The following is a 12,379-nucleotide window of genomic DNA, read 5'->3' as shown; positions in this document are numbered from 1 at the left end:
GTCTACTCCTCGCCCTCGAGCTTTTCGCTCGCCTCGAGCCATGCCATCTCCAGCTCGTCCATGGCGGCGTGGGCCTCGTCGATCTTTGCCTGCTGCTCGCCCAGCGCCGTGTAGTTGGTGGGATCGACCTGAGCCATCGCAGCCTCGGCCTCCTCCACGCGAGCGCGCTGCGTCTCCATCTTGCGCTCGAGCGAGCTCACCTCGCGGCGGAGCTTCTGGCGCTCGGCGTTGGAAAGACCGTTGGGCTGCCCGCTCGTCTTGGGCTTTTCGGCCGCAACCGCTGCGGCGCCGGTGTCGAACGTGCCGGTCTTGGCACTCGGTGCGCCCACGGGCTCGCCCTCGGCAGTAGCGTTGCACAGGCGCAGGTACTGGTCCACGCCGCCGGGCATATGCGTCAGGTGGCCGTCGAGCAGCGCCCACTGCTGGTCGGTCACGCGCTCCATCAAGAAGCGGTCGTGCGTCACCAGGATCAGCGTGCCCGGCCAGCCGTCCAGCAAGTCCTCGACAATCGCCAGCATGTCGGTATCCAGGTCGTTGCCGGGCTCGTCCAGGATGAGCACGTTGGGCTCGTCCAGGATTGTCAGTAGCAGCGACAGGCGGCGGCGCTGACCGCCCGAAAGATCGCCGATGCGGCTCCAGAGCTGCTGCGTCGTAAAGCCCAGACGCTCGCAGAGCTTCTCGGGCGAAGTCTCCTTGCCGTCAATGACGTAGTACTTCTTATAGTGGCTGAGCACCTCGCGAATCGTGTCGCCCATGTAGGGCTCGAGCTCCTCGAGCTGCTGCGACAGCACGCCAAAGCGCACCGTCTGGCCAATCTTCACGCGGCCGCGCAGGGGCGCGATCTTGCCCTGGATCACGTCGAGCAAGGTCGACTTGCCGGCGCCGTTCTCGCCCAAAAGACCATAGCGGTCGCCCGCGCCGATGAGCCAGGTCACATCGGTGAGCACCTGCTTGGGCGCACCATCGGTATCCGCATAGCCGGCATCCACGTCGATGACATCGATGACCTGCTTGCCTAGGCGGCTCACGGCAAGGCGCTTGAGCTCCAGCTCGTCACGCACGGGCGGCACGTCGGCGATCAGCTCGCGAGCGGCATCCACGCGAAACTTGGGCTTGGTGGAACGGGCCTGGGCGCCGCGGCTCAGCCACGCGAGCTCCTTGCGCGCCATGTTGCGGCGGCGCTCCTCGGTGACGGCGGCCATGCGGTCGCGCTCCACGCGCTGCAGGATATATGCCGAGTAGCCGCCCTCGAAGGGATCGACCTGGCCGTCGTGGACCTCCCACATGCTGGTGCAGACCTCGTCCAAGAACCAGCGGTCGTGCGTGACCACGAGCATGGCGCCCTGGCCGCGCTGCCAGCGGGCCTTTAAGTGACGCGCAAGCCAGTTGATTGTGCGCATGTCCAAGTGGTTGGTGGGCTCGTCGAGCATGAGCACGTCGTAGTCGCCGATCAGCAGGCGCGCGAGGTCCACGCGACGGCGCTGACCGCCCGAGAGCTCGCCCACCATGCCCTCCCAGGGCACATCGCTAATAAGACCGGCCAGAATCTGGCGCGTACGCGGGCTCGACGCCCACTCGTACTCAGGCGTGTCGCCCACAACGGCATGATGCACGGTATCGGTGTCGACAAGCTGGTCCTTTTGGCCGAGCAATCCGATCGTCGTGCCGCGGCGGTGCGTCACGCGGCCGTCGTCGGGTTCCAGCGTGCCGGCGAGTACACTCAGCAGCGTCGACTTGCCGTCGCCGTTTTTACCGACGATACCAATGCGGTCGCCCTCGCCCACGCCGAGCGTCACGCTATCGAAAATATGCTTGGTGGGAAACTCTAGGCTGACGGAATCGCATCCCAAAAGAATCGCCATATGCCCTGCTCCTTCGTAGAAATTCAACGTTCTCCATGATAGCGAAAACCACCACAAAGGGGACGGGCGCCTTCGTGGTGGTTTTGGGCAAGCGCACCAGCACACGACACAAAAAGGCGGGCCATCTCCCGCAAGAGATGACCCGCCTCTCCAATCAGTCCCGCGGCAACCGTGGCCGCCGCGGGCCTCAAGCATGTCCCGGACTAGGAGAACATGCCGGTGAGGTAATCATTCAGCCGCTTATCCTTGGGCCGTTGGAAAATCTCGTCGGTCTCGTCGTACTCGACCATATCGCCCATGTAGAAAAACGCCGTGCGGTTGGACACGCGCGACGCCTGCTCCATGTTGTGCGTCACGATGACGATGGCGCGGTCGGCCACGATCGACGACATGAGGTCCTCGATCGCCAGCGTCGAGATGGGGTCGAGCGCCGAGCAGGGCTCGTCAAACAGGATTACGTCGGGGTTGAGTGCCAGCGTGCGCGCGATGCACAAACGCTGCTGCTGACCGCCCGAAAGCGCGTAGGCGCTCTTGTCGAGCTTGTCCTTGACCTCGTCCCACAGGGCCGCACCGCGCAGGCTTTCCTCGACCATGCGATCGAGCTCGTCGCGGTCGGTGATGCCGTGGCGCTTGGGCGCAAACGTGATGTTGTCTCGAATGGACTTGCGGAAGGGGTTGGGCTGCTGAAACACCATGCCAATGGACCGGCGCAGCTCGTAGGTATTCTCGGTCTTGGTGTTCACGTTGCGTCCGCGGTAGCTGATCTCGCCCTCCACGCGGCAGCCGCGAATCTCGCGATTCATCAGGTTGAGGCTGCGCAAGAAGGTCGACTTGCCGCAGCCCGAAGGCCCGATGAGCGCCGTGATCTCACCCTTGTGGAAGTCGAGCGACGTATTGTGCAGCGCATGGTGGTCGCCATAGTACACGTTGACGTCCTTGGTGGAGAGCACGACCTCGTCGCTCACGGCCTTGCCGCTCACGCGAACACGTTTCTCGCTCTCCCCCACGCTCGACAAAAAGTCCTGGGTGTCGGACGATGCCGCCTCGGTTGCGGGCGTCGCATTCGTCTCGCTCATTCGGCCGTCATCCTCCTTGCCAGTTGCTTGCCCACGATACGGGCGACTACGTTAAACAGCAGCACGCAAATCATCAGCAGTGCCGCAGTGCCCCAGACGATCTGCTGGGCCTCGGGGCTGCCCTCGCCATAGATCTTGTAGATGTGCACGGCCAGCGACTCGCCGGGACGGAACACGTTCCAGGCGCAGGTGGGGCTCGACAGGTTAAAGCTCAAGAAGTTCAGGCGAACCGGCGAGCTCATGCCCGAGGTAAAGAGCAGCGCCGCGGCCTCGCCAAACACGCGGCCGGCCGAAAGCACGATGCCGGTCACGATGGCGGGCATGGCCTCGGGAATCAGGATGTGCAGTGTGGCCTCCCAGCGAGTGAGGCCCATGGCCAGGCATGCATCGCGCTGGGCCTGCGGCACGTCCTCGAGCGCCTGCTGAATCACGCGCACCAGGATGGGGATGTTGAACATGGTGAGCGCGACGGCGCCGGAGATGATGGAGTACTTCCAGCCCAGCTGCACCGAGAACACCAGAAAGCCGAACATGCCTACGACAATGGAGGGCAGCGAGGACAGCGTCTCGATGGCGGTCGAGGCGATGTCGCGAATAGGCCCATCGGGCGCGTACTCAACCAAAAAGACCGCGCCGCCCAGGCTGATGGGCACCGAGATGATCAGGGTGATCAGCAGCAGATAGAACGAGTCGAACAGCTGGTAGAGCACGCCGCCCTGCGTTCCGTTGGCGCGTGCGGGCTGCGTGAGAAAGCCCGGCTGGAACAGCGTCGAGATACCCTCGAACAGGATGTAGACCACCATGGAGACGACGATAAGCATGACGATGGCGACAATCGCCGTCAGCACGCCCGTGGCGATGCGGTCCTGCTTTTGGACAAGCCCGAGTCTCGCCTCGTCGATGTGGATGCGCGTGCTAGCCACGAGCCTTCGCCCCCTTGCGGCCAATGAGATGGATGATCAGGATAAAGATGAGGCTCATGCCCATCAGCAGCAGACCGAGCGCCCACAGGACGTCGTCCTGCGCCGAGCCCTCGGCATAGACCGCCATGGACGTGGTGAGCGTGGTGGTGATGGTAGACGCCGGCGACAGCAGCGACGTCGGCATGGCCTCGATGCCGCCAATGACCATGCGCACGGCGAGCGTCTCGCCAAAGGCGCGGGTCATGCCAAGGATGACTGCGGTCATGAGCGAGGGCATGGCGGACTTGAGCACCACGTGCCAGATGGTCTGCCAGCGGGTGTAGCCCAGCGCGAGCGAACCCTGGCGGTAGCTATCGGGCACGGCGCGCAGGCCATCGACCGAAAGCGTGGTCATCGTCGGCAGAATCATGACTGCCAGCACGATAGCGCCGGGCAAGATACCCAGACCCGTGCTCACGTGGAAAACGCTCTTCATAAGGCCGACGACCACGTGAAAACCGATCAGGCCAAAGACGACCGAGGGAATACCGGTCAAAAGCTCAATGAGCGGCTGAAAAACCTTGGAGCCAAACTTAGGCTGAATCTCGACCGCAAAGATGGCAGAGCCGATGGCGATGGGCAGTGCGATGAGCGTGGAGAGCACCATGACCGCAAACGAGGTGACGATCAGGGGCAGGGCGCCAGTGTAGGGCAGGCCGTTTTCGGCCGTGTTGGCCAGGTCCCACTTGGTACCGATAAAAAACTCGACGATCGAGACGCCGTCCTTGAAAAAAGCCGAGAGGCCCTTTTGGGCGACCATAAAGATGAGCGCGGCAACGACAAGCGTCACGAGCGCTACGCACGCACCCGTGACGCCCAGGCCCACGTTCTCAAGCTCGCGCTTTGGCAGCTGTTTTGCCATTGCAAACCTTTCCGGGGGCGATTACTTATTTAGCGGAGACCTTGCCACTGGCGTCCTTGACGACCTTCATGGCAGAAACGGGAATAAAGCCCTGCTCCTCGACGAGCTTGCCCTGGACGTCGTCGGAAAGCATGAACTCCAGGAAGGCCTTGGTGGCCTCGTCGGCGTCCTTAGCACAGTACATGTGCTCGGTCGCCCAGATCTTGAAGGAGTCGTCGGTGACGTTTGTGCTCTTGGGCTCGACGCCCTCGACCATGATGGCGTTGAACTTGGAGTCATCGAAGTGCGAGAAGTCAAGGTAGGAGATGGCGTTGTCGGTGCTGCCCATCTGAGTCTGGACATCGCCGGACTTGTCGAGCTCGGCGTCGCCCTTAAAGTCGACGGCCTCGTCGCCAAAGACGGCGGCCTCGAAGGTGGCGCGGGTGCCGGAGCCGGCCTTGCGGTTGAGAACGACGATCTTGGCGTCGTCGCCGCCGACCTCCTTCCAGTTGGTGATCTGGCCGGAGAAGATGCCCTTGAGCTGCTCGAGGGTCAGGTCGTCGACTGTCACGTTCTTGGAGACGACGGGGCCCATGCCCACGACGGCGACCTCGTGGTCGACGAGGTTCTTGACCTGGTCGGTCTCGAGCTTGGTCTCGGCGAAGACGTCGGAGTTACCGATAGTGACGGTGCCGGCGGCGACAGCGGTCAGGCCCTTGCCCGAACCGTTACCCGAGCCAGAGACGGAGACGTCCGGGTTGGCATCCATGAACTTCTCGGCAGCAGCCTCGACGAGAGCCTGGAACGAGGAAGCGCCGTCGTAGGTCACCTCGCCCGAGACGGACTCGGCAGCAGCGGCGCTGCCCTCAGCAGCGGTGTTGGCGGCGTTGGAGCCGCCGCAACCAACGAGACCGAGACCGACGATGCCGGCAAGACCACCAGCAAGGCCGAGGAACTGACGACGAGAATAAGCCTGATCGAGCATGATCTTCCTTTCATACATGCGACTCGCGGGCACCCTGCCCGCTTTGCTGTTTGGAAAGATACGGTCTCGATCGGGCGACGACCGCCTTATCTGCGGTTTCTTACGGACATTTGATAGACCCTTACCGCAAGCTCTGCCCAGCCTTTACAAACGGATAACAAACCCGCCACCAAGCATGACCCGCCTTTTACACCAATAAAAACAAAGTTGCGGTGAAATAGTTCCTGCTTGGCCATCAAATGGCCCATTCTAGGAACTATTCCACCGCAACTTAAAAAGCCCGGACGAAAGGGGTGCTAAGTTGTTAAAACGCCGCAGCCTTAAAGCTCAAGCTCGTTCAAACGTAAGATCGCCACGATATAAATCTTGAGCGCCTGCTTGAGCTGTTCCTCGTTGGCGCACTCATTGGGGCCGTGCATCTGGCCGCCCCATGCGGGCAGCTCCAGGCCGGTCTCCTCGGGGCCAAACGAGACGGCGCGGGCAAAGTTGCGTGCGTACGTGCCGCCGCCCATGGCAAAGGGCTCAGCATGCTTGCCCGTAAACTCGTTATAGGTATCAATAAGCGCCTTCACGGCCGGATCGTCGGCAGAGACCGAGAACGGCACCTTCGCACGACCCACACGGCACGTCACGCCAAAACGGCCCACGAGCGGATCGAGCTGCTCGCGGATGGTATCGGCACTCGTGCTGTCGGGGAAGCGCACGTCGATGACCTGCTCAATATGGCCATCCGCCACGCGGATGACGCCAGCGTTGCAGGTAAGCGGGCCAAACGCCGGACTCGTCGCATCGATACCTAGGCCGCGGCCATAGGCATCCGCATGCACAAAGGCCAGGAACTTGACGAACTCGTGCTCGGCAGGCGTCAGCAGGCGCTCGTCGCGTGCACCAAACGCGTCTTCGGCCTCGCGCAGATACGACACGATCAGGCCGACGGCGTTGATGGTGCCCTCAGGCATCGAAGCGTGGCCGCCAATACCGTGGGCGAAAATCTGCGCATGCCCGTTATCAAGCGCCGTGATCTCCAGGCGGTCGGCGTTCTCAACGGGCGCCGGCAGTTCATCGGCGGCAATCGCGAGCTCGCAGATGGACTGCGACGGAATGGCATTGCTCGCCTCGGAGCCGCTCCACGACACGATGCGCCCGCCGTCGATCTTGGGACTCACGAACGTCGCCCCAAACTGGCCCTTCTCGGCATTGCAGACCGGAAACTCGGCATCGGGCGTAAACAAAAAGTCGGGGTCTGCGTGGTTCTCCAGATAATGGTGAACGTCGGACATGCCCACTTCCTCATCGCAGCCCAGCAGCGCGCGGAAAGTATAGCGCGGGGTAATGCCGTGCTTGAGCAGATAGGCGCCGGCGTAGAGTGACAGCACCGCCGGACCCTTGTCGTCGATAACGCCGCGGCCGAGCAGCCAGCCCTCGCGACGCTCCAGCGCAAACGGGTCGGTGTTCCAGCCCGGGCCGGCGGGCACCACGTCCACGTGGCAGATGGTCGCGAGCTGCTTGTCGCCGCGGCCAGGGATATCGGCAATGCCCACATAGCCCTCGTCGTCGCTCGTCTGATAGCCAAGCTTCTGCGCGATGCCGAGCGCACAGTCGAGCGCGTCACGGACCGGGCGGCCAAACGGCGCGCCGGGCTCTGCATCGGCAGAAACTGCCACGGACGGATAGCTCACCAGCTGCTCGATATCGGCGACGACATCTTCCCAGACCTCGTCGACATACTCAGCGACGCTCTGCTCCACCTGATTCATAGACTGCCTCCTTACCAATGAGCGGCAAGCGTACCCGCCCCTCACATTTAGTTCCTAGATAGAGAAAAGTTTAGCAAGCTCGGCCACCGAGTGCACCACTGCATCGGCACCCGCCGCCTCATGCTCACCCGGCGCCGCCGCGCCCGAATAGATGCCGATGCACGGCACGCCCATTGCGTGCGCGCCCTCCACATCGTTAAAGCGATCGCCGATCATCACGGCATCGTCGGCCGTCGCGCCGAGCGCCGCCAGGGCATCGCGGACCGAATCGGCCTTGGTCTCGCGTCCCTGCGGCGGATTCATGCCAATCACCGCCTCAAACTGAGAGAGCCCGAGCTCATGCACCATGTCGATGCACTTGGCCTCCATGCGCGACGTCGCCACGGCCATACGTTTGCCTTGGGCGACCAACCCATCCAGCAGCTCGGGGACCCCATTGAACACGGGATACTCCTCCGGTCCCAGTTCATCAAAAAAGGCGCGGTACTCATCGGCCACCACAAGCGACTCCTCGCGGGAAAAGCCGTAAAAGTCGTGAAAGCTCTTCCACAGGGGCGGCCCGATCATGCGGCGCAGATCACCCATCTGCGTCTCCGAAAACCCGCGCGCAGCCAGCGTCTTGCGCGTCGAGGTCATCACTGCCCGACCCGTATCGGCCACCGTGCCGTCAAAATCGAACAGCACGACCGGCCGTCTGCCTATCTCCAACGCCTCCATCGGCATTCCTCTTCCCCAGTTGATGATTTCCACACCGACACTTCAAACTGTTGACTATTCAACAATTGAACCTAGTAATGTGGAACGACTCCACTATACTTGTCGCACTTTGCTTTCAGAAGGCGGCGCTGCCGCGCCCCAACGAAAGGTGCAATTATGTCTTTTGCCATCATAACCGACTCCACGTCGGACATCTCCCCCGCCCGCGCCCAAGAGCTCGGCATTTACGTGATTCCGCTGCATGTGATTATCGAGGGCGAGGACCTGCTCGACCAGGTGCAGATTACCGCCGAGGAGTACGTCGCCCGCATGGCCGGCTCCGAGCAGCTGCCGCACACCTCGCAGCCGAGCGCCGGCGAGTTCAAGGCGCTGTTTGACCGCGTACGCGCCGATGGCCACGACAGCGCGATCTTTATCTCGCTGTGCAGCGAGTGGTCCGCCTGCTATTCCAACGCATGTCTGGTCGCCGAGACCCACGAGCTCGACGTGCGCTGCATCGATTCGCGCACCGGCTCGGGCGCCGAGGGCCTGCTGGTGGAGTACGCACTTGCCATGCGCGAGGACGGCCGCAGCTTGGACGAGACCGAGGCGCAGATCCGCGCGACGCTGCCCGACGCCCACCTGCTGCTGATTCCCCGCACGCTCGAGAACCTGGTCAAAAACGGCCGCGCCCCCAAGCTCGCCGGCCAGCTGACGCAGATGCTCAACATTCGCCTGGCCGTTTCGCCGGAGTGGAAATCGGGCGAGATCAAGGCAATCAAAAAGGGCCGCGGCGCCAAGCGCATCGTCGCCAACACCATGGAAGATTGCCTCGCGTTTTTGGACGAGCACCCGGGCTCAAGCGTGCGTGTGCTCACGACCGGCGCCGCCGAGGAGCAGGAGCTTGTCAACGAGGCACTCGCGGGCCAGGATTACGTAGACGCCGGCACTGGCCCCATCGGCTGCACCATCGCCACCCATGTAGGCGTCGACGCCATCGCCATCAGCTACTGTCCTCGTTACCAGCCCATCCACTAGGGGCACCTTTACCACTTGCGGTGGAATAGGAACTGTTTTTGGCTTATCAGCCGCAAATCAATCCCTATTCCACCGCAACTTAGAAATCGGCGATCAGCCCAGCGGACCCTGAAACAGTTCCTGATGAGTGCCCATTCTCACCAGCCTAATCACTGGGTTAGTCTTATGGGGAAGATAAAGAACGACCACATCGACCAAGCCATCGGATAGGTGGAAATCGATGTGGCCGTTGTAGTTTCCGCCCGGGTTTGAGAGCTCGTGGGCGCCATACTCCGCCGGAAGTGACCCATGAGCCACAAGCTCTGCAACCGCCGCTTTAAACTCACTTTTTAGCTGCGGATGCATGCGCATCGTTCGTTTGTAGTCCACCTTAAATTGAGCCTCGACTTTAATCTCGAACATCGCTATTCCTCATCGAGGAATGACATAAGCTCATCAGCGTTATTGAATGACAGGCTATCGTCCGGCAAAATCCCCAGCTCATGAGCCTCGGCGATCACCATGGCGCGCCTCGTCACCTCGTTGGGCACCTCCGCCCTTCCTACAATCTCAAAAGGAATCTTTCGCTGATTTACTAGCTGCCGAACGGCAAGATTGAGATAGGAATTGAGGCTGAGGCCGACCGAATCCAAGAACTCAGTCGCCTGCTCCTTGAGCCCCTCTTCGATTCGAACCGTCGTAGGCTTAACTGTTGCTGTAGACATTTGCGACCTCCTCGCCCTCGTCTTTTACACCAGTATACCCAATATAAATGGCAATCTGATGTTAGATAACATCAGATTGCCATGCGTATTCATGTCGCGTGGGCACGATTGATCTACATCAGCCCGCTGAGCGCAATGTCAACGGCCTCGTTGAGGTCGTCGGTAATGTGTACCAGATCCGGATCGAGCGGACTGATCATGCCGGCGTCCATCACCGGACCGTTGAGCCAGTCGAACAGGCCCTGCCAGTACTCGCTGCCCACCAACACGAGCGGCATGCGCTTGACCTTGTGCGTTTGCACCAGCGTGAGAACCTCGAACATCTCGTCGAGCGTGCCAAAGCCGCCGGGAAATACGATGGCGCCCGAGCTGTACTTAACGAACATGGTTTTGCGCACAAAGAAGTAGCGGAAGTCCATGCCGAGGTTCACGTATTTGTTGAGCCCGTGCTCGTGCGGCAATTCAATGCCTAGGCCAACTGACTTGCCGTTGACACTCGCCGCTCCCCTGTTGGCCGCTTCCATGATGCCAGGGCCGCCACCGGTGATGACCGCCACGCCACGTTGCGCGATCTTGCGCCCGACGGTGCGCGCCGCCTTGTAGAGCGGATCGGTCTTGGGCGTGCGGGCGCTACCGAAGATAGTCACCGCAGGTCCAAGCTCGGCAAGTGCGCCAAAGCCATCGACAAACTCTGCCTGAATTCGCAGCACGCGCCAGGGGTCGGCGTGCAGCCAGTCAGTCGACTCCTCGGGCGCCAGCAGGTTGGCGTAGGTGTTGTCCTTAGGAATCATGGGGCCGCGCATGACCACGGGGCCGCGGCGGTACGTCTCGTCGTAGGCAGGCTCGCCCTCGACGTTCTCATTCTTAATCATGGGTACTCCTATCGAGAAAAAGAAAAACGGGCGGGGTCGACGCCATGCGTCAAACACCCGCCCGAACATCAACTATTCGGTATGGTACCCACGATGCATCAAGCACTTACAAGCTATCGGCCAGCGGTCGCGCAGCCGGTGTCAGCGAATGTGACGACCGGCTGGCGCTCGACCATTGCCGTTGCCCACGCTCTGCAAGCGTGTCTGTCGCCCTTAGTAATCCACCGCGGCAGGACTATTCATCCAATCGCTCACGAATGCGCCGTAGCGGCCCTCGATAATGGCCTGGCGGGCACGCTGCATAAGGTTGAGCAGGTAGTAGATATTGTGCATCGAAAGCAAAATGCCGCCGAGCATCTCCTTCTGCGTGACCATGTGGCGAATGAGCGCGCGGCTGTAGCCGCCCGTGCACACCGGGCAGGTGCAGGTGGGGTCGATGGGGCCGTCGTCGTGCGCAAAGCGCGCGTTACGGAAGTTAAGGCGACCTTCACTGGAGAACGCCGTACCCATGCGACCGGTGCGCGTCGGCAGCACACAGTCGAACATGTCGATGCCCACGCCCACGCCGCGTACGAGCGTGGTGGGGTTGCCGACACCCATCAGGTAGCGCGGCTTATGCTTGGGCATGTACTCGCTCACGAGCGGCGCCAGGGTCTCGAACATGGTCTCGTGATCCTCGCCCACCGAATAGCCACCGATACCATAGCCCGGGAAGTCGCCGCACTCCTCCAGATGGCGCAGCGAACGCAGGCGCAGATCCAGGTGCATGCCGCCCTGAACGATGCCAAAGAGCGCCTGGTCATCGCGGGTATGCGCCTTATAGCAGCGCTCGGCCCACATGCTCGACAGCTCAACGGCGCGCTCAACGTAGGCGCGCGTGGCGGGATAGCCCGGGCACTGGTCGAGCTGCATGCAGATATCGGAGCCGAGTTTCATGGCGATTTCCATGTTGTCCTCGGGCGTCCAAAACACGTGGCGGCCGTCGTAATCGTTGACGATAAAGCGCACGCCCTCATCGGTGAGCTTGACGGCATCGTTGTGGCTGAAGACCTGGAAACCGCCCGAGTCGGTGAGGATGGGGCCGTGCCAGTTCATGAACTTGTGCAGGCCGCCCAGCTCGGCGATGGTATCCTCGCCGGGACGCATGGACAGATGATAGGTATTGGCGAGCACGATCTGGGCGCCGAGCTTCTTGACAGTCTCGGTAGGAATGCCCTTGACGTTTGCCTTGGTGCCCACGGGCATAAAGATCGGCGTCTCGATGTCGCCGTGCGGGGTGTGCAGTACGCCGGCGCGCGCGTGCGTCGTCGGATCCTCGGCAATCAGGTCGAATTTAAAAAGGTTCTGGTCCATAAACTGGAACTCCTTGGTTGCGGTTCATACGCAAACCATTATACGGGCAACCCGCAAGAAGCACCGACTCGACAGAAACTGGTGCGAGAAGGATACGGCAGGGACACGGCAAATGAGCGTGGATTTTTGGACGCTTACCGGATGAGCGTGGATAATCTCCCACTTTTGCCCAAAGCACAGCCCAAAAACGGGAGATTATCCACTTTCATTCTGCGGGCACTCATTTAAGTACG

Annotated in this window: 12 protein-coding genes; 1 reads left to right on the top strand and 11 read right to left on the bottom strand. The window is 61.6% G+C overall.

All coding sequences use genetic code 11. The annotated features are described in order from the left end of the window. Positions 1 to 2: 2 nt before the first annotated feature. The 7 genes from DXA43_RS04395 to DXA43_RS04365 all read right to left on the bottom strand — a co-directional run bounded on the left by DXA43_RS04395 (position 3) and on the right by DXA43_RS04365 (position 8,233). A complete protein-coding gene (locus DXA43_RS04395; protein WP_117806367.1) occupies positions 3 to 1,862 on the bottom strand; it encodes an ABC-F family ATP-binding cassette domain-containing protein in 1,860 nt (619 codons plus the stop codon). Positions 1,863 to 2,065: 203 nt separating this feature from the next. After that, positions 2,066 to 2,938 carry a phosphate ABC transporter ATP-binding protein PstB gene (gene pstB / locus DXA43_RS04390; protein WP_192934525.1) on the bottom strand — a complete coding sequence of 291 codons (873 nt, stop codon included), beginning with the start codon at positions 2,936 to 2,938 and terminating at the stop codon, positions 2,066 to 2,068. Beyond that, on the bottom strand, positions 2,935 to 3,861 hold the full coding sequence (gene pstA, locus DXA43_RS04385; RefSeq protein WP_233540015.1) for a phosphate ABC transporter permease PstA: 927 nt from the start codon (positions 3,859 to 3,861) through the stop codon (positions 2,935 to 2,937). The genes pstB and pstA overlap by 4 nt, the downstream gene beginning before the upstream one ends. Then, the gene (pstC, locus tag DXA43_RS04380) at positions 3,854 to 4,762 is read right to left on the bottom strand and encodes a phosphate ABC transporter permease subunit PstC (RefSeq protein ID WP_117806366.1); all 909 of its coding nucleotides are present in this window, start codon (positions 4,760 to 4,762) and stop codon (positions 3,854 to 3,856) included. Before pstC ends, pstA begins: the two co-directional genes overlap by 8 nt. A gap of 25 nt (positions 4,763 to 4,787) precedes the next feature. Next, the gene (locus DXA43_RS04375; RefSeq protein WP_117806365.1) at positions 4,788 to 5,726 is read right to left on the bottom strand and encodes a phosphate ABC transporter substrate-binding protein; all 939 of its coding nucleotides are present in this window, start codon (positions 5,724 to 5,726) and stop codon (positions 4,788 to 4,790) included. 320 nt (positions 5,727 to 6,046) lie between these two features. Further along, positions 6,047 to 7,483: a M20 family metallopeptidase gene (locus tag DXA43_RS04370; protein ID WP_117806364.1), complete on the bottom strand. Its 1,437-nt coding sequence runs from the start codon at positions 7,481 to 7,483 to the stop codon at positions 6,047 to 6,049. 54 nt (positions 7,484 to 7,537) lie between these two features. Further along, positions 7,538 to 8,233, bottom strand: a complete 696-nt coding sequence (locus DXA43_RS04365; protein WP_233540014.1) for an HAD hydrolase-like protein — start codon at positions 8,231 to 8,233, stop codon at positions 7,538 to 7,540. Positions 8,234 to 8,356: 123 nt separating this feature from the next. Between DXA43_RS04365 and DXA43_RS04360 the strand changes: the two genes are divergently transcribed. After that, positions 8,357 to 9,217 carry a DegV family protein gene (locus DXA43_RS04360; protein ID WP_117806362.1) on the top strand — a complete coding sequence of 287 codons (861 nt, stop codon included), beginning with the start codon at positions 8,357 to 8,359 and terminating at the stop codon, positions 9,215 to 9,217. Positions 9,218 to 9,310: 93 nt separating this feature from the next. On the opposite strand, the gene DXA43_RS04355 is transcribed toward DXA43_RS04360, so the two are convergent. From DXA43_RS04355 to tgt, 4 genes are all read right to left on the bottom strand, one after another. Next, positions 9,311 to 9,619 carry a type II toxin-antitoxin system YafQ family toxin gene (locus tag DXA43_RS04355; protein WP_055250871.1) on the bottom strand — a complete coding sequence of 103 codons (309 nt, stop codon included), beginning with the start codon at positions 9,617 to 9,619 and terminating at the stop codon, positions 9,311 to 9,313. Positions 9,620 to 9,621: 2 nt separating this feature from the next. Beyond that, the gene (locus DXA43_RS04350; protein WP_055250873.1) at positions 9,622 to 9,921 is read right to left on the bottom strand and encodes a type II toxin-antitoxin system RelB/DinJ family antitoxin; all 300 of its coding nucleotides are present in this window, start codon (positions 9,919 to 9,921) and stop codon (positions 9,622 to 9,624) included. Between the two features lie 113 nt (positions 9,922 to 10,034). Beyond that, complete coding sequence (locus tag DXA43_RS04345; RefSeq protein ID WP_117806361.1) at positions 10,035 to 10,793, bottom strand: TIGR00730 family Rossman fold protein; 759 nt, start codon at positions 10,791 to 10,793, stop codon at positions 10,035 to 10,037. A 213-nt stretch (positions 10,794 to 11,006) separates the two neighbouring features. Continuing rightward, the gene (gene tgt / locus DXA43_RS04340; RefSeq protein ID WP_055250876.1) at positions 11,007 to 12,146 is read right to left on the bottom strand and encodes a tRNA guanosine(34) transglycosylase Tgt; all 1,140 of its coding nucleotides are present in this window, start codon (positions 12,144 to 12,146) and stop codon (positions 11,007 to 11,009) included. Between the last annotated feature and the right edge of the window lie 233 nt (positions 12,147 to 12,379).

Origin of the sequence: Collinsella sp. OF02-10, from assembly GCF_003463445.1 — a bacterium.
Taxonomy (GTDB): domain Bacteria; phylum Actinomycetota; class Coriobacteriia; order Coriobacteriales; family Coriobacteriaceae; genus Collinsella.
Note: the sequence above shows the minus strand (reverse complement) of the source record. Positions and strands in the feature narration are given on the sequence as shown.